Origin of the sequence: Bradyrhizobium sp. CCBAU 51765 (genome assembly GCF_015291725.1) — a bacterium.
Classification (GTDB): Bacteria; Pseudomonadota; Alphaproteobacteria; order Rhizobiales; family Xanthobacteraceae; genus Bradyrhizobium; species Bradyrhizobium liaoningense.
This window is the reverse complement of the sequence record NZ_CP030038.1, coordinates 2,172,978-2,199,945: the sequence shown is the minus strand read 5'-3', so window position 1 is coordinate 2,199,945 and position 26,968 is coordinate 2,172,978. Positions and strand designations below refer to the sequence as shown.

Here is a 26,968-nt window from a genome sequence, read left to right as displayed (position 1 = left end):
CCCGGGCTTTCGTCCCGGCCGTCCACGCCTCGCCGAGCCGCGTTCAGGCGGCGTCGCGCCGCGACGGCTTGGCCGGCTCGTCGAACTGGATCCCTTCGATCGGTTGCGGCCTGCCCAACAGATAGCCTTGCGCAAAATTGACGCCGAGCACCTTCAGCCGCTCGAACTCCTCGCACGTCTCGACGCCCTCGGCCGTGACCGACATGTCCAGCCCGCGCGCCAGTGTCACGATCGCGGAGATGATGGCGGAGCTGCGCGGCTGATGCGTGAGGTTGCGGATGAACGACTTGTCGATCTTGATCTTGTCGAACGGGAACGCGGTCAGGTAGCTCAGCGACGAATAGCCGGTGCCGAAATCGTCGAGCGCCAGCTCGATCCCGATGCTCTTCAGCCGCTCCATGAAGGCGTGGTTCTCGACCGCGCGCTCCAGCAGCACGGATTCCGTGATCTCGATCTCCAGCCTCTGCGGCGGCAGGCCGGAATCGGCGAGCGCCGCGCAGATCATGTCGAACAGCTCGGCCTCCTTGAACTGGATCGGCGACAAGTTGACGGCGACCATGAGATCGGAGGGCCAGCCGGCGGCGTCAGCGCAGGCGCGCCGCAGCACGAATTCACCGAGCGGCACGATCAGGCCGGTCTCTTCCGCAAGCGAGATGAACTGGTCCGGCGGGATCAGTCCGCGCGTCGGATGCCGCCAGCGCACCAGCGCCTCGAAGCCGCGCCGTACGCCGCTGAGGGCGTCGACGAACGGCTGGTAGTGCACCTCCAGCTGGCACTGTGCGATGGCGTCGCGCAGATCTCCTTCCAGCGTGTTGCGGGCCTCCAGCTCGGCCGACATCGCCTCGTCGTAGATGGTGAAGCAGTTGCGGCCCGCCGATTTCGAACGATAGAGCGCGAGATCGGCTTTCTTCAGGAGCTGCTCCTGATCGCTGCCGTGGTCCGGCGAGATCGCGATGCCGATGCTGGTGCCGATCTCGACGCGGTGTCCCGGCAGCAGGAAAGGTTCGCTCACGAGCTTGGCGATCTGCGCCGCCAGCTCGGTCGAGCAGGCGCGCTGGTCCTCGCAGGCTTCCTGGATGATGGCGAATTCGTCGCCGCCGAGCCGCGCCAGCACGTCGTTCGCGCGCATCGCGGATTTCAACCGCTGCGCCACCTGGCGCAGCAGCGCATCGCCGGCTGCGTGACCGAGGGAGTCGTTGACGTTCTTGAAGCGGTCGAGGTCGAGCATCAGGATCGCGAAAGGCAGACCCGTCACGCCGGATTGCCCGTGCATCTCGTCGAGCCGGGTGAGGAAGAAGGCGCGGTTCGGCAGTCCGGTGAGTATGTCGGTCTGGGCAAGCTCGAGCACCCGCCGGTTCGCCTGCGACAGCCGCCGCGAATTGCGGCTCGCGAGCATCAGATAGGTCGACAGCGACATCGTCAGCAGCATGCCGACGATCAGCACCGCGCCCGCGCGATCGTAAGTCGTCGCCAGCGGACCGCCGGCGGTTGGAACCGCCCGCACCTGCCAGGCGGTATCGCCGATCCTGAGAGTGCCCGACCAGTGCACGGCCTGCGCGATGTCCTGCATCGAACGCGGCGCGGTGGCGGCCGACGAGTAATCCGGCAGCGTTTCCTCTTCGTTGGCGACCTGCGCCGCGAAAGGCGGGTAGACGTTCATGCTGACCGCCGGGCTTGCTCCGGTGGTCACGCGAATGGACTGGATCAACAGCGGCAGGTCGAAGATGCCGACCACGAAGCCGGCGAGATTGCGGCGCCGGTCCGCGATCTCCTCGCGCGACGTGCCCTTGGCGTAGACGGGAATGGCGACGAGAACGTCGGGCACCCGGCTGCCCCCCTGCTTCGGCTCGAAGAGGCGCGTGCGAATGGCTGCGACGCGATCGTTGTCGCGCGCACGCTCCAGCAGCGCCCGGCGCTCCGGAACGGTCGCGTAGTCCATGCCGTAGACCGACGAGGTCTTCGGCTGAGTCGAGTAGAACACCGGAAAATATTCGTCGCCCTGCGTTGCGGTGACGAATCTCTCACCCTGCAGCGACTTGATCCGATAGCCGGACACGCCGTCGGCGATCGCCGCGGCCTCGTATTCGGCGCGCTCCTTGCTGTTGACGCGCGGCAACCAGGCAAGGCGCAGCATGCCGGGATGGCGCTCGAACAGGCGGGCGCTGAAGGTCTCGAATTCGCTGCGAGTGACCTCGTCGCTGGTCGATTCGAACAGCGTGCGCAGCGCGAGGAGCCGCGAGATGTACTCGTTCATGCCGTTCTGCATGACGATCGACTGGGTCTCGGCCGCGTTCTCGAACTCGCCCCGGTTGACGCGATCTTCCCACCGCGCCACGGCGGCGGCACCCACGATCGAGAACAGCAGGCCGATGCCGACCGCCACGAGCGCAGGGCGATAGAGCCCGAGCAGCGGCGCGGCACGCCACCATCCGCTCATATGCCTCCGATCCTGATCGTTCTGATCGCGACCGCCCATCTTGATCTGCAAGTCCCCTCGGTACGGCGGCACGAACTTCTGGTTGAGCCGCCGGCGCGACTATCGGACCAGGATCGGGGTTAAGAACTGCCCAATTTCGCAAACCGCACCGCCGCGCATCGCGCGGCTTAGTTAACGATTGCCCAGAAAGTTCCGGCAGAGTGGCAGTAACTTGCCGATTTTGCCCGGAGTCGGCACAAATTAGCGTCCTGTTCAGCCCGCAGGATTTATCGTCTCCGCAACCCGTCCTGTATTCGGCAAGCATCCTCATGTCACGATCGCCATTCGCGACCTACGTCGGCTTGACCATCGCATTGTTGGCCGCAGCGACGCTTTCCGCCAAAAGCGACGAAGTCGGCGTCGGCGAGGACGCGATCCTGTTCGGTCAGGCGGCCGCGCTCGAGGGCCCCTCCTCCGCGCTCGGACAGCGCATGCGGCAAGGCATCGTCGCGGCCTTCACCGAGATCAACGCCAAGGGCGGCGTCCACGGCCGCAAGCTCCAGCTCATCAGCCGCGATGACGGCTACGACCCCGATCGTTCGGTGACGCAGACGCTGCGCCTGATCGAGGACGACAAGGTGTTCGCGCTGATCGGCGCGGTCGGCACGCCGACCGCCATCGCCACAATTCCGATCACCAGCACCAGGAACATTCCCTTCATCGGCCCCTTCAGCGGCGCCGAATTTCTCCGCGACCTCGAGCTTCCCAACGTCGTCAACATCCGCGCGAGCTACGGTGCGGAGGCCGAAGCCTGGGTCAAGCACCTCACCGAGGATCGCCGCTTCACCCGCATCGGCATCTTCTACCAGGACGATTCCTTCGGCCGCGACGGTCTCCTCGGCGTCAAGCGGGCGCTTGCGAGGCGTGGCCTCGAACTCGCCGCCGAGGGCACTTTCGAGCGCAACACCCGCGCTGTCGCCGCGGCCTTTCGGGTGATCAAGCGCGCCGAGCCCGAAGCCGTCGTCATGGTCGGGACCTACGGCCCCTGCGCGGAATTCATCAAGCTCGCGCGCCGCAGCGGCTTCTCTCCGACCTTCGTCAACGTCTCCTTCGTCGGCGCCAACGCGCTCGCCGGGGAGCTTGGCCCGGACGGCGAAGGCGTCATCGTCTCGCAGGTCGTGCCTTTTCCCTGGGACCGCTCGCTCAAGCTCGTCGCCGACTACCAGAGGGCGCAGCAGGCGGTCGATCCGACGCTGACACCGGACTTCGTGTCGCTCGAAGGCTATATCTCCGGTCGCCTCGCGGCCGCGGCGCTGGAAAGGGCCGGACCGCAGCCGACGCGCGCGAGCCTATTGCGCACCATCAACGATATCGGCCGTTTCGACATCAGCGGCACCATCGTCACCGTCGGCCCGCGCATGATCGACGCGCCGCCGAAGGTGTTTTTGACGGTGATCCAGAAGGACGGATCGTTCAGGGCGGTGGATCGGCTGTAGGGCTTCGATAGCACATGCAAGTGCTGGAGGCCGTCATGCCCGCATTTGTCCAGGCTTGTCCCGGGCAATGACGATGTGGAAGTTTCAGTGCGCTTGGCGCCAGATCCGTCGCTTCACGGCCGCCGCGCCCAGCGATCGGCATTGACGGCGCCCTGAGGGACCTCGCCTTTGACGATGGCCTCGACTTGCCGCACGGTTTCCAGCGACTGGTATTCGATCGCCTGCGGCGTCAGCCCGCCGACATGCGGCGTGGCGATCACGTTGGACAGCTTCGCCAGCTCGGGCGTCGGCATCTGGTCGGGTGCGCGGCCGACATCCATCGCCGCGCCGGCAATGCGGCCCCCGCGCAACGCGCGCACCAGTGCGGCTTCGTCGACGAGATTGCCGCGCGAGAGATTGACGAAGACGGCATGCCTCTGCATGCGCGACAGCGCCGCTTCGCCGATCAGGTTCTCGGTCTGCTCGTTGGCGACGGCGAGGCAGACGACGTAATCCGATGCGGCGAGCAGCTCGTCGAGACCGACCTGGCGGATGGCGCTGTCGCTGACGGTCGCGAAGGGATCGGTGACCAGCACCTCCATGCGCAGCACCTTTGCCACTTCGGCAAGATAGCGCCCGATGCTGCCATAGCCGATGATGCCGATTCGGCTGCCGGCGAGCTGGCGGCCCATCCGCGCCTCCGCCTTGCGACCGGCCTGATAGTCGGCGGTGGTCCGCGAGACCCCGCGGGAGAGATCGACCATGAAGCCGAGCGCGAGCTCGGCCACCGCCTGCACGAAGCCGGGTCCGGCGCGGGTCACGAGCACGCCGGCCTCCGAGGCCGCTTCCACGTTGACGTTGCGAATGTCGACGGCGCAGCGGACGAAGGCCCGCAGCTGCGGCAATTGCGCGAAGATCTCGCCGCGGCCCTCGGTCATGCGATCGGCGACGATGATGTCTGCGTCTTTGGCGGCGCGTACGAGGCCGGCTGCGTCCAGCGGGTCATCGCCCTCGTGCAGGATCACCTCGACGGCCGCGCGCAGGCCGTTCAGGCTGCGATCGCCATAGTAATTGCGCCGCATCTCCGGCGTGTGAGCCAGCAGGACCTTCACGGCGGCACTCCTTCAGTAGCCGAAAGCCCGCGGCAGCGCGGTCGAGAGCCACGGCACGAAGGCGATGACGAGCAGGCAGAGGAACAAGAGACCGAGATAGCCCATGATCGGCTTCACGGTCTGCTCGATCGGCACGTTGCCGATCAGGCAGGCGCCGTAGAGGCCAAGTCCCAGCGGCGGCGCGAACAGGCCGATGCCCATGGCGATGACCAGCACGACGCCAAAATGCAGGGGATCGACGCCGAGCTGCACGGCGACCGGCAGCAGAAGCGGCCCGAAGATGATCAGGGCGGCCGCGCCTTCCAGCACCGAGCCCATCACGATCAGCACTGCGATCGCCAAGAGGATGAACAGCCAGACGCCCGAGGTCTTGGACAGGCCAAGCATGAAGTCGCCGACCGCATGCGGCACCTGCTGCAAGGTCAGCGTGAACGCCAGCGACTGCGCGGCGGCGACAATGAACAGCACGAGGCCTGCACGCGTCGCCGCCTGCACGAAACTGTGCGCGGCCGATTTGAAGCCGAGCTCGCGGAACACCACGCTACCGACGACGAGCGCATAGGCCACCGCGAAGGCGGAGATCTCGGTCGCGGTGGCAAAGCCGCTCTTGAAGCCGAAGAAGATCATGAAGATCAGGCCGAACGAGGCGATCGCGCCGCTCCACAGGCCCGACACCGGCATCTGCGGCTCGACCTCCTCGATCCGCGCCGGCCGCTTGCCGAAGATGATGGACACCGCGATCAGCACCAGCGCCATCAGCGCCGACGGCAGGAGACCCGCGACGAACAGGCCGCCGATCGACAGGTTCGCCACGAAGCCGAGGATGATCAGGTTGATGCAGGGCGGGATGGTCTCCGCCATCACTGCGGAGGCTGCGAGCAGCGCCACCGCGCCGCCCGGATTCTGCTTCGAGCGTCGCGCGGCCGGGATCAGCACCGAGCCGACCGCGGCGACATCGGCCATCTTCGAGCCCGAGATGCCGGAGAACAGCACCATGGACGCGACCATCACGACATTCAACCCGCCGCGCATGCGGCCCACGGCGCGCTGCAACAGCTCGATCAGCCGCACCGACATGCCGTTGGCTTCCATGAGGTAGCCGACCAGGATGAAGAAGGGGATGGCCAGCAGCACGAAGTTGTCGATGCCGCGTGCCATCTGCTGGGCGAAGATGACGCCGGGCAGCGCGCCCTCGACCCAGATGAAGATCAGCGCGGCGAGCGCCAACGCAAATCCGATCGGCAGGCCGCCGAACAAGGTCGCGAAGAAGCCGATCAGCATCAGCATGCCCGCCGACGGCACCGACGACGGCGACAGATAATCCCAGGCGAGATAGAGGCCGGTCACGGCGATGATGGCAACGAGGCCCCTGACGATCTCGGGGAGCGGCCTCGCGCAGAGATGATCGACCGCGAACACCGTGATGAACAGAGCGCCGATGCCCATCGGATAGAAGGTCAGCTCCAGCGGCAGGCCGGAGCCGGTGGTCTGCCCCGACGTCAGCGAGCCCAGCTTGATGGCGTTGTAGGCGACGTAGCCGGAGATCACCACGATCAGCAGCGCGCTGGCGGCATCGACCAGCGTACGCAGCCGCACCGGCAAGAGATCGCGGAAGAACGACACACCGACATTCTCGCCGCGCGCGAGCGCGCTCGCCGCGCCGAAGAAGGCCGAGCCGACCATCAGTCCGCGAGCAACGTCGTCGGACCATTCGACCGGCGCGTTGAAGAAGAAGCGCAGCAGCACGGAGGCGCACACCACCACGAGGTCGGCGGCCAGCAGAATGGCCGCGATCGCATCGCTGAGCCGAAGCAGCAGGACGATGCTGCCGTGGCGGCCGCCCGAGAGGGGCACGGCGGCTGTCATCGTCATGTCAGGCTTGCGTCGCGCGGATGATGTCGATGACGGCCTTGGAGCCGGGCCGCGCCTTGATGAAGTTCTCGGTCTGCGGCTCCACGCGCTTCTTGAACGCCTCGCGGTCGCATTCGGCGACCGTCACGCCCTTCTCGGTCAACGCCGCAAGCGCCTCCTTCTCGACCGCGAGTCCATGGGCACGGGTATCGGCCGCGGCCTTCTTGGCAGCATCGAGGAAACCCTCGCGCAGCTTCGGATCCATGCGGCTGTAGGTCATGTCGCTGAAATAGATCGCGAGCGGCGAGAAATTGTGCTGCGTTAGCGCATAGGATTTCGCGGTCTCGAAAAACTTGCTGGCAAGAATCGTCGGCGGGTCGTGCTCGAGCCCATCGAGCACGCCGGCCTGCAAGGCCGTGTAAATCTCGCCGAAGGCGAGCGGCGTCGCGGCCGCGCCCATCAGGCGCAGGCATTCGGTGATGACGGGATTTGGCAGGGTACGAATCTTGAGGCCGGCAAGATCCTCCGGCGTCTTCACCGGCTTCTTCGCCAGCACGCTGCGAGAGCCGAAATTATAGGCCCAGGCGATGATGCGGATGTTGCCGCCCTTGAGCAGCGCATCCTCGATCGGCTTGGCGGCCCCGGCATCGAACGCCTTGGTCTGCTGCGGGAAGCTCGAGAACAGGAAGCCGAGATCGAAGGTGCCGACCAGCGGCACCAAGTTGGCCGAGATCGATGAGCCCGACACCATGAGATCGATCACGCCGAGCTTCACCGAATTGATGACGTCGATTTCCTGGCCGAGCTGGTTGTCGGGGAAGAAGGCGACCTCGACCTGCTCGCCGAGCCCGTTCGCCTTCAGGCTCTTGACCAGATTGTCGTAATAGACGCGGCCATTGGCAAATTTCGGATCGTTCGGCAGCGAGGAGGAACATTTCAGCTTCAGCGTCGCAGCTTCGGCGCGGCCGATGATGGCGGGGGAGAGCCCGAGACCGGCGCCAACCGCCGCCGATGACTTGATGAACGCGCGACGGTTCACGGGCACGATGGTCATGGTGCGGTCTCTCCCACATTGTTTTTTGTTCGCCGCGGTCGTTGCCACAGCCTGTTGCACGGACTGTATGGCCAAAGCGACGGCACAGGCAAGCATGGCGGCCGGCCGCCACAGAGTGGCGCGTGGCGACGATCAGCAGCGCGGGCGCACGCCGAAACGTCAGAATTTTCCGGAATTATTGTTGCGGATCGGCTTGCGGCCCGATGCGCGAGCAGCACGCTGCCGCGCAGAGCCGGGATCAATCCAATTGGAGCATGGATCAATGCGCAATTCACATGGATTGCCTCGGAACAATGTCGCGCCTTTGGCAGACCACTGCCCCATTTTGCCGCTGCTTCTGCGTGATCCAGCGCACAGACGGCCTCATGGCGCAGACGTAGAAAAAGTGACATCATCGCGCGCATTGCCGATGGAGGTGACACCATGCGCCGTCCAGCCTTTTCCAATCTTCTGCTTGCATCCGGTCTTCTTGCGCTCGCGCAATTGATGACGCCGACCGGCGCCGCCGCCGAAACGCGGCTTGCGCTGGTGATCGGCCAATCCGCCTATCGCGCCGTGCCGGAGCTGCCCAACGCCGCCAACGACGCCAAAGGCATGACGGAGCTGCTCGGCAATGCCGGCTTCACCGTCACCACCGCGGCCAACCTTTCGCAGAACGAGATGCGCGCGGCGATCTCGGATTTCGCCGGCAAGGTCGGCGCCAGCGGCAGCGATACCGTCGCGCTGGTGTTCTATGCCGGCCATGGCCTGCAGATCGACGGAGAGAATTATCTGGTACCGGTTGATCTCGACCCCAAGCGTGAGGCCGACATTCCGCTCCAGGGCGTGCGGCTGAACGACCTGCTCAACACGCTCGGCGCGCTGCCGACGCGGGCGCGCATCTTCATGCTCGATGCCTGCCGCAACAATCCGTTCCCCGCGCTCAGCGGCGCCGGCCACGGACTTGCAATCGTCGACACCAAGGCCGGCGCGCCCGGCTCCTTCATCTCCTATTCGACCTCGCCCGGCGCCGAAGCCGAGGACGGCAACGGCATCGACAGCCCCTACACCGCGGCTGCGCTGACCATCGCCAAGCAGCCCAATCTGCCGATCGAGGAGGTCTTCAAGCGCATCCGCGTCGCCGTGGCGCAATCGACCGACGGCCGGCAGATCCCCTGGGAGAGCTCGTCGCTGACCACGGACTTCAGGTTCTTCGGCGAGAGCAGCGTCCAGACGTCCGCCCTTCCAGGCGCAGCTTCAATGGCGCTTGCGAGTGCCACGCGCAGCCTCGAGGACTGGCGCAAGGAATTGCAGGGCAAGCCGGCCCCGGTCGCCTATGAACTCGTGATCACCGAGGACACGGTGCCCGCCTATCAGGCCTATATCGAACTCTACGCACAGGACGCCCGCACGCCGCGCCTGCGCACCGTGCTGGAGCGCCGGCGGCAGATGCTGGCCTGGGAGCGCGCGACCGCGATCAACACACGCGCCTCGTTCGAGGCTTATCTGCAGAACTGGGACAACAGCGATCTCGCGGCAACCGCGCGCCGGCTGCTGCTCCGCGTCCAGAACCGCAACTACGCCTTGCCCGTGGCCGCCGCGGCGACGCCCGTCGCGGTCGCGATGGCGCCGACCTGCCCGTGCTCGACGCCGGCAACGCCGGTCAATCCGACCGTCGCGCCCGCCATCAAGAAGCGCGTCGACGAGACCCCGCCGAAGCGCAAGGTGGTCGAGACGCCGCCGAAGCCGCGCCGCCCGCCCCCGCCCGACGAAGTGGTTGTCTACGAGCGTGCCCCGCCGCCGCCCCCGCCCGCAGCCGTGGGTGTCGGCATCGGGATCGGAATCGGCATGGGCCGCGGCGGCTACGGGGGTGGCTATGGCGGCCCGGCACGCGGCGACTACCGCAGGTATTGAGCCATTCCGGCATGAACTCGCACCGGCCCGCGCCCATCGCGCGGGCCGTATCTATTGCGACAGCGCCGGGCAATCGCGCTGAACGGCTTCGCGCATCCAGCCGGCCTGGATCGCGCAGAACAGCAACTGCGCCGTCTGAGATCGTCGAACATCTTCATCGCGATCTCCATGGGTCGGTGCGGCTGGCGCTGTGCGCTACGCCTCCGGCACGATCTTGCCGGGGTTGAAGATGTTGAGCGGATCGAGCGCCTTCTTCAATGCCCGCATCGCATCGAGCGCCTCGGGGCCGAGCTCGGCCTTGAGATATTTCTGCTTGCCCTGGCCGATGCCGTGCTCGCCGGTGCAGGTGCCGTCCATCGCCTGCGCGCGCTCGACCAGCCGATGCATGAACTCCTCGCCCCGCGCCATCTCCTCGGCATCGTTGGTATCGCAGACCAGCGAGCAGTGGAAATTGCCGTCGCCGACATGGCCGACGATCGGCGACAGCAAATTGAGGCGCTTGAGATCCTCCTCGGTCTCGCTGACGCAGTCGGCGAGCCGCGAGATCGGCACGCAGACGTCGGTCGCGACCACGCCGATGCTGTCGCCGGGCCGCAGCGCCTTCACCGACCAATAGGCGTCGTGCCGCGCCTGCCAGAGCTTGGTGCGGTCTTCGGGCTTGGTGGTCCAGGAGAAATCGCCGCCGCCGCACTCCCTTGCGATCTCGCCGAACGCCTTGGACTGCTCGCCGACCTCGATCTCGCTACCGTGGAATTCCATCAGCAGCAGCGGCGTCTCCGGCAGCGTCAGCTTGGAATAGGCATTGCAGGCCTTGACCTGCGCGGCATTGAGCAGCTCGATGCGCGCGACGGGAATGCCGGTCTGGATCGCCAGGATCACGGCCTGGCAGGCCCCGTGCACGGTCTCGAACGACACCGCGCCCGCCGCGATCGTCTCGGGGATGCCGCGCAGGCGAATGGTCAGTTCCGAGATGATGCCGAGCGTGCCTTCGGCGCCGACGAACAGATGCGTCAGGTCATAGCCCGCGGAGGACTTCTTCGCGCGGGTGCCGGTCGTGATGATCTCGCCGTCGCCGCGCACTACTTTCAGCGCCAGCACGCTGTCGCGCATGGTGCCGTAGCGCACCGCATTGGTGCCGGAGGCGCGGGTCGAGGCCATGCCCCCGAGCGAAGCATCCGCGCCGGGATCGATCGGGAAGAACAGGCCCTGGTCGCGCAGATGCTCGTTCAGCGCCTTGCGCGTGACGCCGGGCTGGATCACGCAGTCGAGGTCCTCGGCATGCACCGCCAGCACCTTGTTCATGTCGCGCAGGTCGATCGAGATGCCGCCCGCGGGCGCGTTGACCTGGCCCTCGAGCGAGGTGCCGGTGCCGAAGGCAATGACCGGCACGCGATTTTTCGCGCAGATCCGCACCACGTCCTGGATGTCGGCGGTCTCCTGCGCCATCACCACGCCGTCCGGCGGCTGGTTGGCGATCCATGTGGTGGTATGGCCATGCTGCTCGCGCACGGCCTGCGAGGTGATGAGGCGGTTGCCGAAGCGTGCGGCAAGCTGCTCCAGCGTGCTCGCGAGGGCTTTCGGCTCCGGCCGCGGCGGATTATTGGTGATGGTCGTACCCACGGAATTCCTCCCGAAAGAAGAACCGTGGCAAAGGACATAAAACCGGTCAAGTCAAGCGACCGGACGCATAGCTGGAAGGAAACATGCCGGAGACTGCCGCCTCAAGGCCCGAAGCCGCGCCGTTCCGCGCCTCGATCATGCAGATCGAGCCGCAATGGATCGACTATAACGGCCATCTCAACATGGCCTATTACAACGTGATGTTCGACCGCGCGATCGACCAGCTGTGGCTGGAGCTCGGGATCGGGCCGACCTACATGAAGGAGCGCGGCGGCTCGACCTTTACCGCCGAATGCCACGTGCGCTATTTGCGCGAGATCCACCTCGGCGATCCCGTGCAGATCTTCGTCTGGCTGCTGGAGGCCGACGACAAGCGGCTGCACACGTTCGAGGAGATGCGGCACGCGACCGAGGGCTGGCTGTCGGCCACGTCCGAGAACATGTCGCTGCACATGGACATGAATGCACGGCGCGTCGCGTCGTTTCCGCCAGACATCCGCGAACGTATCGCCGGGATCACAAAGGCCCACGGCGCGGTGCCGCGGCCTGAGGGCATCGGCCGGAGCGTGGCGATGCCCGCGAAGCGGTAGTTTCAAAGCGCTGCCGCAGCGTTATAGCCGCGGTCTGAGCGCGCGCCTCGTCCTTCGAGACCGCTGCCGCACACTCTGCCCTCATCCTGAGGGCCCGCCGAAGGCGGGCGTCTCGAAGAATGCGCCGCGAGGATAGCGCTATATCCTGTTGCGGCCGCGCGCGAGGCCGACCACGGCCGAGACCAGGAACAGGACAACTGCGATGAAGAAGATGATCTTGGCGATCTCGATCGAAGCGCCGGCGATACCGCCGAAGCCCAGGATGCCGGCGATCAGTGCGATAACCAGAAACGTCACAACCCAGCCTAGCATGGTCAAACCCTCGTCTTGATGTTGTCTGCGTCGACGCGGCTGGCCGCGCCACCTGTCCTGACAATCTCGACGCGGGAACGATGGTTCCGGCCCATGCGGGGGCGAAATTCGCGGCCGGCGCTGGAACAAATCGGCCTGCCGCGCACGTGGAAAACCTGTCCCCGGCGCCCCATATAGGCACCAATCCCTGTTAAGAAGGCTCCCTTCCGTCACCCCGCGGTGCCATCGTGGGGCCAATGATTCGCATGACAGAGCCGAGCAAGATCACGTCCCAGAATGTCCCCGACCACCAGCCCGCAGCCGGCGGCATCGCCGCGCGTGCGCGCGCCTCGGTGGGCCCGAAATACCTCTCCGGGCTCAATCCTGAGCAGCGTGAGGCCGTGGAGACGCTGGACGGCCCGGTTCTCGTGCTGGCCGGCGCCGGCACCGGCAAGACGCGCGTCCTGACCACGCGCATCGCCCACATCCTGAGCCAGGGCCGCGCCCGCCCCGCCGAGATCCTGTCGGTGACCTTCACCAACAAGGCCGCGCGCGAGATGAAGCACCGGCTCGGCCAGATGCTCGGCCATGCCGTCGAGGGCATGCCGTGGCTCGGCACCTTCCACTCCATCGGCGGCCGCATCCTGCGTTTCCATGCCGAGCTGGCGCAGCTCAAGTCGAACTTCACCGTGCTCGACGTGGACGACCAGGTCCGGCTGCTCAAGCAGCTGCTGCAGGCCGAGAACATCGACGACAAGCGCTGGCCGGCACGGATGCTGGCCGGCCTGATCGACGGCTGGAAGAACCGCGGCCTGATGCCGTCGCAGGTGCCCTCGGGCGAGGCCGCCGTCTTCGCCAATGGCAAGGGCGGCAAGCTCTATGCGAGCTACCAGGAGCGGCTGAAGATCCTGAACGCGGCCGATTTCGGCGACCTCCTGCTGGAGAACATCCGGATCTTCCGCGAGCACCCTGACATCCTCAGGCAGTATCAGCAGCGCTTCAAATACATCCTGGTCGACGAGTACCAGGACACCAACGTCGCGCAATATCTTTGGCTGCGGCTGCTGTCGCAGGCGCCTTCGCAGCCAGCGCTGCCAGTCGCGGCTGCTCCGGACGCGATCGATGACCCCAGCACGGACGCGGCCATAGCGGCACAAGCATTGGCGCCAGCCGCTGCGAGGCTGAAAAACATCTGCTGCGTCGGCGACGACGACCAGTCGATCTATGGCTGGCGCGGCGCCGAGGTCGACAACATCCTGCGCTTCGACCACGACTTCCCCGGCGCCAAGGTCATTCGCCTGGAGCGCAACTATCGCTCGACCGGCCACATCCTCGCCGCCGCCTCGCATCTGATCGCGCACAACGAAGGCCGGCTCGGCAAGACGCTGCGCACCGAGGATCAGGACGGCGAGAAGGTCACGGTGACGGGCTCCTGGGATTCCGAAGAGGAAGCCCGCGGGATCGGCGAGGAGATCGAGCAGCTGCAGCGCCAGGGCGAGAAGCTCAACGAAATCGCGATCCTGGTGCGCGCTTCCTACCAGATGCGCGAATTCGAAGACCGCTTTGTCACGCTCGGCCTGCCCTATCGCGTCATCGGCGGCCCGCGCTTCTACGAGCGCGCGGAAATCCGCGACGCGCTGGCGTATCTGCGCGTCATCAATTCGCCGGCCGACGACCTCGCCTTCGAGCGCATCGTCAATACGCCGAAGCGCGGCCTTGGCGATGCCACCGTGCAGATGCTGCACGACCATGCCCGCAAGCGCCGCATTCCCTTGTTCGAAGCAGCGCGCGCGGTGGTCGAGACCGACGAGCTGAAACCGAAGGCGCGCGGAAGCTTGCGCGACCTCGTCGCCCAGTTCGACCGCTGGCGCGCCCAGCGCGAAGTCACCGCGCACACCGACCTCGCCCAGATCGTGCTCGACGAGAGCGGCTATACCGAGATGTGGCAGAAGGACCGCTCGGCGGACGCGGCGGGCCGGCTGGAGAACCTGAAAGAGCTCGTGCGCTCGATGGAGGAGTTCGAGAACCTGCAAGGTTTCCTGGAGCACATCTCGCTGGTGATGGACCGTGAGGGCGGCGCCGAGGACGACGCGGTGTCGCTGATGACGCTGCATTCGGCCAAGGGCCTCGAATTCGACAACGTATTCCTGCCGGGTTGGGAGGAAGGCTTGTTCCCGAGCCAGCGCACGCTGGACGAACAGGGCCGCGCCGGCCTCGAGGAGGAGCGCAGGCTCGGCCATGTCGGCCTCACCCGCGCCCGCCGCCGCGCAAAGATCTACTTCGCGACCAACCGGCGCATCCACGGCACCTGGTCGACCACGATCCCGTCGCGCTTCCTCGACGAATTGCCGGCGGCCAATGTCGAGATCACGGAATCCAAGGGCGGCTCGGCCTGGGGCGGCACCGGCGGCTACGGCGCCTCGCGCTTCGACGACATGGAGGCGTTCGGCTCCAGCTATTCGACGCCGGGCTGGCAGCGCGCCCAAGCCAACCGCAACCGCGGCGGCGGCCGCAATGGCGGCGGCCGAAGCGGCGGCTTCGAGGAAGAGGCCGCGACGTTCTCATCCTCCTCATCGGCCGGCCCCGATTTCGGCAGCTTCTCCTCGCGCCGCCGCGGTCCCCTGACCATCGAGGGCGAGCTGGTCGCCAAGTCGACCGGCACCACCTCGGAATTCTCGCTGTCCGACCGCGTCTTCCACCAGAAATTCGGCTACGGCCGCGTCACCAAGATCGACGGCAACAAGCTCACCATCGCCTTCGACAAGGCCGGCGAGAAGAAGGTCGTGGACAGTTTCGTGCAAAGGGCGTGAACAGCCTTTCCGCTCAGCGGTTCAGGATGATCGCGCCCTGATCGTAGATTTGCTGATCGACGTGCCCGGCGCCAGGCGCGATTTCGAGCTTCCAGCCCAGCGTTCCGCCAAGGCGCCCGGCCAACTCCTTGCAGTGCTCGAAATGCCAGAGACCACGCGCAAGACGGTGAGGCCCTTGGGCCATCGCCTCGTCCCAGCGCGGTAGATCGGGGGCGTCCGGATCGTTGTCGGCATCGCCCAGCAGGATGACAAGCGGGCGCGCCAGATATCTGCGCAGATGACCTTCGTCGAGGCCGATCCCTCCCATGCCATCCGGATAGTCCTTGGTGAGATTCGGCAGCATGTAGCATCCGCAATTGGCGGCAACGGCGAGATCGACGGACGCGGCCTCGTTGAGCGCGAGATAGCGCAGGACAAACTGGGCACCCGCGGAGTTACCGAACAGGCCGAAGCTGTCTCGGCTCGACCCGATCGCATGCCGAACATGATGAAATAGCCGGTCGATCACCCCGAAATTCCAATGATCGCGCGGCAGAACCGAGTTGTCGGGCGGCGGCAGCCGCACGCCCCCGAAATTGTAGGCGTGGACACCCGGGAACTGATCCGGATCGAACTCCGGAACCAGCACGATCTGCCCATTGCGTTCGGCCTGAGGTGCGAGCAGATCGCGAAACTCCGCGGCAGCGCGATCGACGCCGTGCATCGCCATGATGATGCGCGTGTGCCGATGACTCGATCCGGGGCAGAACGAGAAGACCCGCATCGATCGTGGCGACGGGACCGCGCCATCATCGTGAAACACGAACGAGCCGGCGCCTTCCGCCAGAGTGAATCTCCTCAATTGCCTGCCTCCCCGGATCAGGTATTCATAATCGACCCAAACCCAGCCGGACAACCTTCGAGGCCACCAATCCTGCCATGGCTCAGTACGTTGCCATCATCGAGGACGCCGATCCGGACGCTGTCAGCCTGTGGTTTCCCGACCTGCCCGGCTGCATTTCCGGCGGTGACGATCTCGACGAGGCGCTGGAGAATGCGCCCGAGGCGCTCGCATTCTTTGCGCAGGAGCTGGCCGCGGACGGCCGCCAGCTTCCCCCGCCGCGGACGTTGGACGAGCTCAAGGCCGATCCCGATTTTGCCGACGATCTCGGGAAACACACGGCTGTCCTGATCGAATGGCCGCCCCTCGATGCCTCGGAGTGAGGACTGTTCGCCGCACTCGCCGGACTCTCGACAGTTCTCCCCCGAACGCCCCTTGACCATCGCGAACTTCCCCGTATCAGATAAACCCATGTTCCGGGGCTCCATCACATTGATCGTGCTTGCATTGGGGATGCCGTCGCTTGCGGCGGCGGAGACCATGAGCTTTGGCGATTCGATCGGAAAGCTGGCGGCAAGCTGCGGCGCGGAAATCGTCGCCAATTGCCGCGGCGTCAATCCGGATTCGAACCGGCTGAAGGAGTGCCTGTCGCGCAACCGCGACGTGCTGTCCCCACAATGCGCGAGCGACTATTTCGGTGTGTTCGACGCCATCCAGAAGCGCGTCGCCGCGCGCGTCACGGTGGCGAACGCGTGCCAGCGCGAGATCGTCAAGGTCTGCGGCGGCTCGACCAAGGAGACCAGCAAGTCGGTCCCCTGCCTGGTCTCGACGCCCAAGGGCATCAGCAACAACTGCCTGAAGGCCGTCGACGACGCGGGGTATCGCTGATGCGCGCGGAGGGGCTCTTCACCGCCGGAACGGTCGTTGCGCTGGGGCTCGCTTTGCTCGCGGGCACTGCCGGCGCGCAAACGGCAGCGCCGACCCGCGACGACATCGTCGGCAAGCTGAACCATTTCGAAGAGGCCGCCGAGGTCGATCTGCCCGCGCTGAAGCAGCAGGTGATGGAGCGCGCCAAGACCAGGATCAAGAACGATCCAGGACCCGTGAACCGGCCGCTGATCGCGCCTGACCTCGCCAAGCTGCCGGCCTTCAATGCGCAGATCCAGTTCGACGCCGACACGCCGATCATCCAGCCGGCGTCCTACCAGACCGTCGGCCGGATCGCCGATGCGCTGGTGCATGCCTCGCTGCTGCCCTACACGTTCCTGATCGTCGGCCACGTCGAATCCAATTCGAAGACGCGCGAGGCCAATGCGATCCTGAGCCAGCGGCGGGCAGACGCGATCCGCGACGTGCTGGTGAACACGTTCAAGATTTCGACCAAGCGGCTGCATCCGATCGGCCTCGGCGAGGAGCAATTTCTCGACCGGGCGAAGCCGACCTCGGCCGTCAACGGGCAGCTGCAGATCCTGACCTATGCCAAGCTGCCGGAGGAGCCGCGTCCGGCTGCAGCCCCTGCGCCTGCGGCGAAAAAACCCGCCAAGAAGCGTTGAACGAACGCGGTTCCGCGGCGAGCGGAACCCTTTGAAGCGCTGGCGTTTTGCAGCCTGTCCCGGGGCGCATCAGCACGGCTTGGCGCGACAAAAGCGCCGGTTTGTGCACCGTCCTATCAGGTGCTATAGCCTCTCTTCGCCCTTCCCCGAACCCGTGCCGCATGAGACCGAAATGGGTGGCTTTTTCCAGCGCCAACTTGCCGTTTACGTTGAGTACCATCGCGATCCCCGGAACACGGCGATGCATGTGGTCGGCATTTTGTTGCTGTTCACCGGCGCCGTGCTGCCGCTGACGCTGGTCAAGCTTCCGCTGCTCGGTTTCAACGTCAGCCTGGCCGTGATCCTGGCCTTGCCGGTATTGGTCTATTGGCTGCTGCTCGACATGGCGCTCGGGCTCGGCATTCTGGCCGTCTCCGTCGTGCTATTTTCGGTTGCGACGACGACCGCAGCGCAAGTCAGCACTGCGGCCATGTGGGCGATTTTCGCCACGCTGGTGGTGCTCGGCCTCGCCGCGCAGACCATCGGCCACAAGGTTTTCGAGGGCCGCGAGGCCTCCTTGTTCACTTTTCCTTCGCATCTTTTGCTTGGACCGATGTTCGTGATGGCAAAATTGTTCATTGCCTTGGGCTTCCGTCGCGACCTTGCCGCGATTCTGGCGCCTCTTCCGGCCAATTCCCTTTCGACCCGATAACTCCAAAAGCGAAACAGCAACCTTCTGCATGGCTCTCGTCCTGGTTACCGGTGGCAGTGGCTTCATCGGACATCATCTCGTCGAAGCGCTCCGCGCCCGCGGGCAGCGAGTTCGTGTTCTCGATGTCCGGGTGCCGGCCGCAGCGAATGCCGACGTTGAACACGTCCACGGCTCGGTGCTGGACGGCGCCGCGGTCGATGCTGCGATCGCCGGTGTCGATCAGGTCTATCACCTCGCCGGCCTACCCGGCATGTGGGTCGCCAACAAGCAGGACTTTCACGACGTGAATTGCCGCGGCACCGAGATCGTGCTCGCGGCTGCCATGAAGCGCGGTGTCTCGCGCTTCCTGCACTGCTCGACCGAATCGATCCTGTTCCCCTATTCCGACCTCAAAGGCGTTCCCGCCGAAGAGGCGCTGCAACCGGCCGATGTGATGCCCGGCGCCTATACGCGATCGAAGTCGCTCGCCGAGCATCATGCCGCAAAGGCAGCGGCCGCGGGCTTCCCGCTCGTGATCGGCACGCCGACCATGCCCATCGGCGCTGCCGACCACAATCTGACGCCGCCGACCGCGATGCTGTGGTACTTCCTCCAGAAGAAGGTGCAGCCGCATCTCAACTTCCTGGTCAACCTGGTCGACGTCCGCGACGTCGCCATGGGCCTCGTGCTTACCATGGAACGCGGCCGCCTCGGCCAGCGCTACATTCTCGGCGGCGATTGCGTTCCGCTCGGTCGCATCCTGCGGATGATGTCGGCGATGAGCGGCCGCCGGCAGTTTCCGGTCGTCGTGCCCGGCAAGATCGCCGAGCTCTCCGCGATCATGCTCGAATACATCGCCGATCACGTCACGCGCCGGCCGCCCAACGGTACCGCCGAGGGCGTGCGCATCGCGCTCGCCGCGAGCGACCTCTCGATCAGCAAGGCGCGCACCGAGCTCGGCTATTCGCCGCGTCCGATCGAGCCGGTCTTGCGCGAAACCATCACCCATCTGCTCGCCCGCAACGGCCAGCAGCCCTCCGGCGCCATCAAGCATCACGCGCTCTCCTCGCGCGCGAGCTGATCGCTCCGCCCAACGCAAAGAACCTTCATGTCCTTCGATTTCAGCAAGCTTCTCTCTGTCGCCTGGGGTGGGTGGACCACGACTTGGCCGACCGAACTTCTGGCTCTGCTTTGGCTTGCCTTTCTCGCCAGCTGGGTCGGCGCCTCGTTCTGGCAGGGGCGGACCAAGAAGCAGGTCATGACGCTGGAGTCGCAGCGCTATCGGCTGCCGATCCTGGTCGGCGGCATCCTGTACACGCCGTGGGTTGCGGAGATCATGGGCTGGAAGCCGCTCTGGGTACTCGACAACACAGGCATCGCCGTCGCAGCGGTCCTCTCGGCCGCTGGCATTGCCTTCGCCTGGTGGGGCCGGCTGCATCTCGGGAAATTCTGGTCCAACACCATCACCCACAAGGAAGACCACCGCGTCATCGACACTGGTCCCTACGGCATCGTGCGCCACCCCATCTACACGGGGCTGATCTTCGGCATGCTGGTGACCGGCGTTGCGATCGGCTTGGTGACGACGATCCTCGGCGCCATCCTGATCTCGCTCGGCATGTGGCAGAAGGGCCGGATGGAAGAGGTGTTCCTCTCCAAGGAGCTCGGCGAGGACGCCTACGGCGCCTATTGCCGCCGCGTTCCGATGATCATTCCGTTCCTGTCGCCACGCTGAAGGCTCACTCTCGTGCCCCCGGACGCGCTGCAACGCCCTTAGCGTTGCGGCGCAGAGCCGGTACACAATAGATAGCGAGACATCAGATAGCGAGGCATCGCATGGCGGTGAAATGGGCCCCGGCTCTGCAGCGCACCGCGAGGACGCGCTGCGCTGCGTCCGGGGCACGAGCGCACGATCCGACGCGCTGAGGAACCGGTCCTCCCCACACCCGTTACCCTCTCGACACCTGCTACCAGCCGCAGAGCATCGAGCCATGTCGGACGCCTACGATTATTTCCGCGCGCACGCGATTGCCGCGCTCCGCAAGGCGCGGGCGCTGCCGCCCGGGCGGACCAAGCAGAAGCAGCGCACGGTCGCGCGGGTGTATCATCTCTTGTCGAGGGAAGCCGCGCTGGCGCCGAATATCCAGCACCTGGATGACTTTCGCGCGGCACGGCGGCTGGAGCGGCAGATCGGCCGCTGATCTCCGGCGCAAACGCCGCGCCCGTCCCATGCAAATTCGATCGGCTGCCATTCCATGGGAATTGACCCCGGTGGTGCGCTGCACAGGTTGACGTATGCCCCATCAGCCAGTTGGATGCGCGCGCACACAGGGGCTTCTCATGACGTTTTCCAGCATCTTCGCGCAGTTCGTCGCGTTCATCGGCGGCATCGCGCTGCAATGGCGAAAATTGTCGGGCACGGAGCCCACACCTGCCTGGGGCGAGAAGCCGGCCATTCCCGAGGCGAAGCCGCAAGGCGCGATCCCGACCTTGAAGATGCCGACCGCACGCGGCTGGCGCGAGGGCCAGAAGCCGACGGTCGCGCCCGGGCTCAAGGTCAATGCGTTCGCGACCGGCCTCGACCACCCGCGCTGGATCGAGGTGCTGCCCAATGGCGACGTGCTGATCGCGGAAGCAACGCAGATCGCAGGCCCCCCGCGCAGCATGTTTCACTATGCGATGCAGGCGACGATGCGGCGTGCCGCGGCGCTCGGCGTATCCGCCAACCGCATCACGTTGCTGCGCGACAAGGACGGTGACGGCGTCGCCGAAGTTCGCGGCGCCTTCATGGAGAACCTCAGCCAGCCCTTCGGCATGGCGCTGGTCGGCGGCACCTTCTATGTCGGCAACACCGACGGCGTGATGGCGTTTCCCTACCCCGCGAACGCCGACCGCATCACCGCCCCGGGCAAGCGGCTCACGACGTTCAAGCCGGGCGGACACTGGACGCGCAGTCTTCTGGCAAGCCCCGACGGCAAGAAGCTCTATGCCGGCGTCGGCTCGCTCAGCAACATCGCCGAGATGGGCATGGAGGTCGAGGAAGGCCGCGCCGCGGTCTACGAGCTCGACCTCGTCGCCGGCACGCATCGCGTTTTTGCGGCCGGCCTGCGCAACCCGGTCGGCCTTGCCTGGGAGCCGACGACGGGCGCGCTCTGGACCGTCGTCAACGAGCGCGACGGCCTCGGCGACGAGACCCCGCCCGATTATCTCACTTCGGTGCGCGACGGCGGCTTCTATGGCTGGCCCTATTGCTATTGGGGCAAGACGGTGGACGACCGCGTGCCGCAGGATCCGGCGATGGTCGCCAAGGCGATTCAACCGGACTACGCGCTCGGCGGCCACACGGCTTCGCTCGGCCTGTGCTGGATGCCCGCAGGTACCCTGCCCGGCTTCGGAGACGGCATGGTGATTGGCCAGCACGGCTCTTGGAATCGCAGCAAGCTGTCCGGCTACAAGGTCGTGTTCATCCCGTTCGAGAACGGCCGGCCGTCCGGTCCGGCGCGCGACATCCTGTCGGGCTTCCTCGCGCCGGACGAGAAGGAGTCCTATGGCCGCCCGGTCGGCGTCGCGATCGGCCCGGACAAATCGCTGCTGATGGCCGACGACGTCGGCAACGTGATCTGGCGCGTGACAGGCGCTTGAGACTCACGTCCCGACGCAGAGCGTGGCGCGCTGCTTGCGCAGCAGCGCGATCACCGAGAGCGCCGTGATCAGCCCCGTCTTGGGATTATCGGACGGGATGTTCTCGATCGACATCGAAAACCGTGCCGAATCCGCCTCGACCTCGATGCGGTGAACGTTACGCGTCACGGTCGGGTCGGCCCAGATCTGCACCATCGTGCGGTCGGGCCCGACGCCCGCGAGCGACAGCGCAACCGCGACGTTGAGATTGGCCGGGAAGCCCTTCGCGGCCTCGCGCGCCGTGCCCTCGAACAGCTTGAGCGGCTCGCGCAGATTGTCGATGTCGATATTGTTCTGCACGATGAACGGCGCGCCCTTCAGCCCATCGATCGGCTTGCGCGTCACCATCTTCACCGAATGGATGGTGCCGACCGCGGCGGCGTTCACGGCATCGAGCCCGATCAGCGCGCCGGTCGGCACCAGGATGCGGCCGCCATTGGCGCGGGCGAGATCGACGAGATCGAAATTGTCGAGCAACCCGCCGACGCTGACGACGACCGCGGCCTTGCCGCGCTTCACCGCGGGCTCGACGATCGCGCGCAGCTGACTGCTCGGCGCGCACTCGACCACGATATCGGCGGCATCGCCGAGCTGATCGAGGGACAGAACCTGCGGCGGACGGTTCAGGCCGTCAAGGAAGGCCTGATGCTTGGCGGGATCACGTACAGCGACGGCGGACAGCGCCAGTCCTTCGATGCCGTGGTCGAGCGCGGTCGCGATCTTGGTGCCGATCGAGCCCAGCCCTGCAATGGCAACCCGCAACTCACTCTGGCCCTTCTGATCGGTCATCGCATCCCCACTTTCCCGCCGGATTGATGTCATAGCGTATCATTTTCTGTATAAGCCAGCGTCAATTGAATTGGCCCTGCGGCCGGCAAGGACTCGCTGCGGCCCGGACCGTGATCCTCGCCGCAATCTCACTGATACGGAGCATTCCCATGCGCACCCATTCGATCGCAGCCATCCCCGCCGACGGCATCGGGCCCGAGGTGATCTCGGCCGGTGTCCGCGTGCTGGAGGCTCTGGCAAAGCGCAGCGGCGATCTCGCCTTCAACGTCACCACGTTCGACTGGGGCTCGGACTATTACAAGAAGCACGGCGTGATGATGCCGGCCGACGGCCTCACCGAGCTGAAGAAGTTCGACGCGATCTATTTCGGCGCGGTCGGCGCCCCTGATGTGCCCGACCACATCACGCTGTGGGGCCTGCGGTTGCCGATCTGCCAGGGCTTCGACCAATACGCCAATGTACGGCCGACAAAAATCCTGCCGGGCGTGGCCTCGCCGCTGCGCAATGTCGGCGTCGGCGATCTCGACTGGGTGATCGTGCGCGAGAACTCGGAAGGCGAATATGCCGGCATGGGCGGCCGCGCCCACAGGGGCCTGCCGGAGGAGGTCGGCACGGAAGTGGCGGTCTTCACCCGCGTCGGCGTGACGCGGATCATGCGCTACGCGTTCCAGCTCGCGCAGTCGCGTCCGCGCAAGCTGCTGACCGTCGTGACCAAGTCGAACGCGCAGCGCCATGGCATGGTGATGTGGGACGAGATCGCGGCGGAGGTTGCCGGTGAATTTCCCGACGTCAGCTGGGACAAGATGCTGGTCGACGCCATGACCGTGCGCATGACGCTGCATCCGAAGAGCCTCGACACCATCGTGGCGACCAATCTCCACGCCGACATCCTCTCCGATCTCGCCGGCGCGCTGGCGGGCAGCCTCGGCGTCGCGCCGACCGGCAACATCGATCCGCAGCGCCGCTTCCCCTCGATGTTCGAGCCCATCCACGGCTCGGCCTTCGACATCACCGGCAAGGGCATCGCCAACCCGGTCGCGACGTTCTGGACCGGCGCGCAGATGCTCGAGCATCTCGGCGAGAAGGATGCCGCCTCGAGGCTGATGGCGGCCGTCGAACGCGTCTGCGCGGCCGGCGTGCTGACGCCGGATGTCGGCGGCAAGGCGACGACGAAGGAGGTCACGGACGCCGTGATCGACGCGATCCACGGATCGAATGTCTAGTCTTATCGGATCGAGTGTGGCCCAGGACTCGCTGCACCTCTCCCGCTTGCGGGGGAGGTCGACGCGCGTAGCGCGGCGGGTGGGGGCTCCCTCCTCTCGGGGGTTCTCGATCGTGGAGAGACCCCCTCCCCAACCCTCCCCCGCAAGCGGGAGAGGGAGCGCACCGCCTTCTGCGGCAAGATAACGGCCCCTACCTCCGCGCCGCCGGTGCCGCCGGCGGCGTAGCCATCGCCGCCGCAGGCTCCGGCGGCGTCAGGTGACGCGGCACGATGATGGTTTGCCCCGGGGTGAGCTGCGCGTTCTCCGGCAGGGAGTTGCTCTGCGCGAGCGTCCACAGCGGCACGCGATTGGCGGCGGCGATGCTCTCCATGGTGTCGCCGCGGCGCACCGGCACCCGCACGCCGCTGTCCCACAATTCGACCAGCGTGTCCGGCGGCACGAGATATCGCAGCGGCACGGCATCGGCCTGGGCTTGCGGCGGGATGCGCGGGAGCTGCGTCACCATCTCGATGATCTGGCGGTGGATGTCGTCGGACTTCTCGATGTTGATGTGGCTGACGCGCGAGTTTTCCTTCAGGTCGTAGCTCGCATAATGGCCGCGAAAGCCCGGCACGGCCACGACGTCGCCGCCGCCGAGCACGCTGTCGGAGAGGAAGATGTTGATGAAGCGCTCGACGTTGAGCGGCACGTCGCCGGTCGCATGCGCAGGATCGATGACGATGACGAGGCTGATAGGGATATTCTCCTTGGCCGCCATCTCGGAGATGACGATCGAGCACAGGCCGCCCATGGAGTGGCCGATCAGCACGATCGGCGCCGGCGATTCCTTGTAGCTGGAGATGGCGCGATCGCCGATCCACCGGCAGATGGTGAATTCGTAGACATTGGCCGAGAAGCCAGCCTTGGTCAGTTTCTCTTCGAGCCGATCCATGCCGGTCGAGAAGATCGGACCCATGGCGCCGCGGAACAGGTAGATTTTGGGCGGCGGCAATGGCTCGAACGGCGGAGGCGGCGGCGCGGCGGGGGCGGCCGCGGTGGTCTTGGACTTGGCCGGTGTGGCAGCGGCCGTGCCGGTGCCGAAGGCGAGCAGCGCAATCGCTGCCAGCGCGACAATTCGCCTTGGATCAAGCATCAGTCCAGCAGTCCCACTCCAGGAGGCAGAGGCTCCCCCACCGCGCTTAGTGACCGCCGATTGGGTGGAATTTGGGGCGCGGAACCGGGACCGCGACGCCCGCCGCGGCATCGTGGCATCATTGGAGGGAACCCATTTGACTGAAGGGTGTCCATGCCTCGGCTTCACAGGCCTCAAGAATCACCGAAGCCTGGACACCCTTGTAGGTGTCATCGTCGAAAAAGACCGAATAGGCGGGGCGCCTCGTGGCTGATGCGCCACTCTGCCTCAAGCAGACGAAATACGATCCCGGCCCGTGGTCGGAATGGCGGACGGCGGATGTCTCCAGTCCCCCACTCAGCTTGGCTTCGGCAGCCGCTTTCGTGACGCCGTCTTTCACCGCCTTGGCACTGGGCGGCTGCGGAGGTTGATACGCCGGAGGAAGATCGACGCTCGACCCGCAGCCCGCCAGCAACAGTGTCAAGACCGCGGACAAGGCCGCCGCGCTCGATACGCGCCTCATCCCAGGGCCTCATCCCTGGGTCAGAAAGAGATAGAAGCAGCCCGCGACCGTGGGCAGGAACGCGACCACGGTCGCCATCCAGAAGCCGGATTCCAGGATCGAATCCTGACCGTCCGTCTCGCCGGCCGAACGACGATCCACGTTGGTTCGGCTCCACACCTCATCGGCCGTGAACAGGGGCGCGCTCCTCGCGCACACACGCGCATCGGCGCGCGCTGCATCTTGCCGCAAGGGATGGATCGTTGCTTGGGTCATGTCATCTGCTCTGGTCAGCCACGAATGTTGTTGAAGTCGGACGCGACGGCAACCGCATCCGGATCATTGCGTGAGTGTCCGCTCTGAATTCACCTGGGTTGCCGGGTCTGGCTTGCCGGCCAGACTCGCGTTGGCGCCGGAATCCGTCAGGCCGGCGGCAGGCCGACCCCCTGCCTCGCGAAGCCGGTGATGCCGGGAAACCGCCCGAACGCCTCGCACGCGACATATTTGGGAGCACAGCCGAACCGCACGGGAATGCTGTCCATCGGAGGCAGCGAACGCGCATGGTCCCGCTCAGGCCCGGACTCTTTACCAGAGAGATCACTCTATGAATTATTCCCACGCGGTTGCCCCCTGTCAACATAAATAGACGGAACTCTCTAATTTTGATTTTCTCGTGACGGAACGGCATGCTAAATTGGGTCCTCACGAAAAGGAGAACGGGCCTTGAGGAAGGTGGACCCCGTCAAGCATGAGCGGAAGCGCGGGGAGATCCTCGACGCGGCGATCCGCTGCTTCACCAGGGACGGCTTCCGCGGCGCCAGCACGACCGACATCTGCACCGAGGCCGGGATCAGTCCGGGGCACCTCTATCACTACTTTCCAAGCAAGATCGCGATCATCGAGGCGATGATCGATTTGGGTCTGTGCCGTTCGGCGGAGCGTTTCGAAAAGATTCTCACGGCGACGGACGTGATCGAGGCGCTGCTCGCCGACATCGAGGAAACCAGCCTGCGGTTTCGTCCTGCCCAGATCCTCAATCTGGATGGCCTCGCGGAGGCCGCACGCAATCCGGAATTCGCCAAGATCATCGAACGGCATACCGAAGCGGTTCGCCGCATGTGGGCCGACTTCCTGCGCCAGGCGCAAAGCCAGGGGCGAGTGGATCCGGGACTGGACCCGGAAGCGACGGCGAACATCCTGATCGCGATCATCGACGGATCGCGCGCAATGCCGATCCGCAATCCGAAGCTCGATATCAAGCAGAGCACTGCGCATCTGAAGACGATGCTCATCCGCTTCCTGAGCCCGCCCGAAGCCGGGCGCGCCGCGAGCAAGCCCCGCGATCAAAGGGCCAGCCGTCCCCTCACGCTGGTCAGGAAGCGATAGGGCGTCCACTTGCGACAAGGCGCTCTATCGCGCCTTCCAGGACTATTTGCGCAAGCACAAGCCGCCGTTCCCTGCGGTCTGGGCAAGAACGATCCGTTCTTCCCTGCCGCGCTGTTCCCGC

The 26,968-nt window shown here is 65.8% G+C and carries 25 protein-coding genes; 14 read left to right on the top strand and 11 right to left on the bottom strand.

What is annotated here, in order from left to right:
- Window positions 1-43 precede the first annotated feature (43 nt).
- The gene (locus tag XH96_RS10340; protein WP_246790033.1) at window positions 44-2,437 is read right to left on the bottom strand and encodes an EAL domain-containing protein; all 2,394 of its coding nucleotides are present in this window, start codon (window positions 2,435-2,437) and stop codon (window positions 44-46) included.
- A 308-nt stretch (window positions 2,438-2,745) separates the two neighbouring features.
- On the opposite strand from XH96_RS10340, the gene XH96_RS10335 reads away from it, so the two are divergent.
- Entirely contained in the window at window positions 2,746-3,912 is a 1,167-nt protein-coding gene (locus tag XH96_RS10335) for an ABC transporter substrate-binding protein (protein ID WP_194392401.1), read from the top strand.
- 113 nt (window positions 3,913-4,025) lie between these two features.
- Here the strand turns inward: XH96_RS10335 and XH96_RS10330 are convergent, their stop codons facing one another.
- From XH96_RS10330 to XH96_RS10320, 3 genes are read right to left on the bottom strand one after another with little or no spacing between them, the layout of a single operon-like run.
- Window positions 4,026-5,003 (bottom strand): NAD(P)-dependent oxidoreductase, encoded by a 978-nt coding sequence (locus tag XH96_RS10330; protein WP_194392400.1) that lies wholly within the window; start codon window positions 5,001-5,003, stop codon window positions 4,026-4,028.
- A gap of 12 nt (window positions 5,004-5,015) precedes the next feature.
- The gene (locus XH96_RS10325; protein WP_194394091.1) at window positions 5,016-6,869 is read right to left on the bottom strand and encodes a TRAP transporter large permease subunit; all 1,854 of its coding nucleotides are present in this window, start codon (window positions 6,867-6,869) and stop codon (window positions 5,016-5,018) included.
- A gap of 7 nt (window positions 6,870-6,876) precedes the next feature.
- Window positions 6,877-7,908, bottom strand: coding sequence for a TRAP transporter substrate-binding protein (locus XH96_RS10320; protein WP_194392399.1), 1,032 nt, complete (start codon window positions 7,906-7,908; stop codon window positions 6,877-6,879).
- Between the two features lie 423 nt (window positions 7,909-8,331).
- Here XH96_RS10320 and XH96_RS10315 point away from each other — a divergent pair, with 423 nt between their 5' ends.
- Window positions 8,332-9,801, top strand: coding sequence for a caspase family protein (locus tag XH96_RS10315; RefSeq protein WP_194392398.1), 1,470 nt, complete (start codon window positions 8,332-8,334; stop codon window positions 9,799-9,801).
- A 195-nt stretch (window positions 9,802-9,996) separates the two neighbouring features.
- Here the strand turns inward: XH96_RS10315 and XH96_RS10310 are convergent, their stop codons facing one another.
- On the bottom strand, window positions 9,997-11,421 hold the full coding sequence (locus tag XH96_RS10310) for an FAD-binding oxidoreductase (protein ID WP_194392397.1): 1,425 nt from the start codon (window positions 11,419-11,421) through the stop codon (window positions 9,997-9,999).
- Window positions 11,422-11,504: 83 nt separating this feature from the next.
- On the opposite strand from XH96_RS10310, the gene XH96_RS10305 reads away from it, so the two are divergent.
- Window positions 11,505-12,011 (top strand): thioesterase family protein, encoded by a 507-nt coding sequence (locus XH96_RS10305; RefSeq protein WP_194392396.1) that lies wholly within the window; start codon window positions 11,505-11,507, stop codon window positions 12,009-12,011.
- 138 nt (window positions 12,012-12,149) lie between these two features.
- On the opposite strand, the gene XH96_RS10300 is transcribed toward XH96_RS10305, so the two are convergent.
- Window positions 12,150-12,323 (bottom strand): DUF1328 domain-containing protein, encoded by a 174-nt coding sequence (locus tag XH96_RS10300; RefSeq protein ID WP_008556598.1) that lies wholly within the window; start codon window positions 12,321-12,323, stop codon window positions 12,150-12,152.
- A 236-nt stretch (window positions 12,324-12,559) separates the two neighbouring features.
- Between XH96_RS10300 and XH96_RS10295 the strand changes: the two genes are divergently transcribed.
- Window positions 12,560-15,112 carry an ATP-dependent helicase gene (locus XH96_RS10295; protein ID WP_194392395.1) on the top strand — a complete coding sequence of 851 codons (2,553 nt, stop codon included), beginning with the start codon at window positions 12,560-12,562 and terminating at the stop codon, window positions 15,110-15,112.
- A gap of 13 nt (window positions 15,113-15,125) precedes the next feature.
- On the opposite strand, the gene XH96_RS10290 is transcribed toward XH96_RS10295, so the two are convergent.
- Window positions 15,126-15,953, bottom strand: a complete 828-nt coding sequence (locus XH96_RS10290) for a hypothetical protein (protein WP_194392394.1) — start codon at window positions 15,951-15,953, stop codon at window positions 15,126-15,128.
- A 77-nt stretch (window positions 15,954-16,030) separates the two neighbouring features.
- Here XH96_RS10290 and XH96_RS10285 point away from each other — a divergent pair, with 77 nt between their 5' ends.
- The 8 genes from XH96_RS10285 to XH96_RS10250 all read left to right on the top strand — a co-directional run bounded on the left by XH96_RS10285 (window position 16,031) and on the right by XH96_RS10250 (window position 21,797).
- Entirely contained in the window at window positions 16,031-16,315 is a 285-nt protein-coding gene (locus XH96_RS10285) for a type II toxin-antitoxin system HicB family antitoxin (protein WP_194392393.1), read from the top strand.
- 88 nt (window positions 16,316-16,403) lie between these two features.
- Window positions 16,404-16,820: a hypothetical protein gene (locus tag XH96_RS10280; protein ID WP_028178314.1), complete on the top strand. Its 417-nt coding sequence runs from the start codon at window positions 16,404-16,406 to the stop codon at window positions 16,818-16,820.
- Window positions 16,820-17,485 (top strand): OmpA family protein, encoded by a 666-nt coding sequence (locus XH96_RS10275; RefSeq protein WP_194392392.1) that lies wholly within the window; start codon window positions 16,820-16,822, stop codon window positions 17,483-17,485. Before XH96_RS10280 ends, XH96_RS10275 begins: the two co-directional genes overlap by 1 nt.
- A gap of 172 nt (window positions 17,486-17,657) precedes the next feature.
- Window positions 17,658-18,176, top strand: coding sequence for an Mpo1-like protein (locus tag XH96_RS10270; RefSeq protein WP_194394090.1), 519 nt, complete (start codon window positions 17,658-17,660; stop codon window positions 18,174-18,176).
- Between the two features lie 28 nt (window positions 18,177-18,204).
- Window positions 18,205-19,236 carry an NAD-dependent epimerase/dehydratase family protein gene (locus tag XH96_RS10265; RefSeq protein ID WP_194392391.1) on the top strand — a complete coding sequence of 344 codons (1,032 nt, stop codon included), beginning with the start codon at window positions 18,205-18,207 and terminating at the stop codon, window positions 19,234-19,236.
- A 27-nt stretch (window positions 19,237-19,263) separates the two neighbouring features.
- Window positions 19,264-19,890 carry an isoprenylcysteine carboxylmethyltransferase family protein gene (locus tag XH96_RS10260; RefSeq protein ID WP_194392390.1) on the top strand — a complete coding sequence of 209 codons (627 nt, stop codon included), beginning with the start codon at window positions 19,264-19,266 and terminating at the stop codon, window positions 19,888-19,890.
- Window positions 19,891-20,146: 256 nt separating this feature from the next.
- Complete coding sequence (locus tag XH96_RS10255; protein WP_194392389.1) at window positions 20,147-20,356, top strand: hypothetical protein; 210 nt, start codon at window positions 20,147-20,149, stop codon at window positions 20,354-20,356.
- Window positions 20,357-20,495: 139 nt separating this feature from the next.
- Window positions 20,496-21,797 (top strand): sorbosone dehydrogenase family protein, encoded by a 1,302-nt coding sequence (locus tag XH96_RS10250; RefSeq protein WP_194392388.1) that lies wholly within the window; start codon window positions 20,496-20,498, stop codon window positions 21,795-21,797.
- Window positions 21,798-21,800: 3 nt separating this feature from the next.
- On the opposite strand, the gene XH96_RS10245 is transcribed toward XH96_RS10250, so the two are convergent.
- On the bottom strand, window positions 21,801-22,625 hold the full coding sequence (locus XH96_RS10245; RefSeq protein ID WP_194392387.1) for an aspartate dehydrogenase: 825 nt from the start codon (window positions 22,623-22,625) through the stop codon (window positions 21,801-21,803).
- Between the two features lie 149 nt (window positions 22,626-22,774).
- Between XH96_RS10245 and XH96_RS10240 the strand changes: the two genes are divergently transcribed.
- The gene (locus XH96_RS10240; protein ID WP_194392386.1) at window positions 22,775-23,848 is read left to right on the top strand and encodes a tartrate dehydrogenase; all 1,074 of its coding nucleotides are present in this window, start codon (window positions 22,775-22,777) and stop codon (window positions 23,846-23,848) included.
- Between the two features lie 190 nt (window positions 23,849-24,038).
- On the opposite strand, the gene XH96_RS10235 is transcribed toward XH96_RS10240, so the two are convergent.
- The 3 genes from XH96_RS10235 to XH96_RS10225 all read right to left on the bottom strand — a co-directional run bounded on the left by XH96_RS10235 (window position 24,039) and on the right by XH96_RS10225 (window position 25,737).
- Window positions 24,039-24,980 carry a LysM peptidoglycan-binding domain-containing protein gene (locus tag XH96_RS10235; protein WP_194392385.1) on the bottom strand — a complete coding sequence of 314 codons (942 nt, stop codon included), beginning with the start codon at window positions 24,978-24,980 and terminating at the stop codon, window positions 24,039-24,041.
- Window positions 24,981-25,098: 118 nt separating this feature from the next.
- The gene (locus XH96_RS10230) at window positions 25,099-25,482 is read right to left on the bottom strand and encodes a hypothetical protein (RefSeq protein WP_194392384.1); all 384 of its coding nucleotides are present in this window, start codon (window positions 25,480-25,482) and stop codon (window positions 25,099-25,101) included.
- Between the two features lie 9 nt (window positions 25,483-25,491).
- Window positions 25,492-25,737: a hypothetical protein gene (locus tag XH96_RS10225; RefSeq protein WP_194392383.1), complete on the bottom strand. Its 246-nt coding sequence runs from the start codon at window positions 25,735-25,737 to the stop codon at window positions 25,492-25,494.
- 447 nt (window positions 25,738-26,184) lie between these two features.
- Here XH96_RS10225 and XH96_RS10220 point away from each other — a divergent pair, with 447 nt between their 5' ends.
- The gene (locus tag XH96_RS10220) at window positions 26,185-26,847 is read left to right on the top strand and encodes a TetR/AcrR family transcriptional regulator (RefSeq protein ID WP_194392382.1); all 663 of its coding nucleotides are present in this window, start codon (window positions 26,185-26,187) and stop codon (window positions 26,845-26,847) included.
- The last annotated feature ends 121 nt before the right edge of the window (window positions 26,848-26,968 follow it).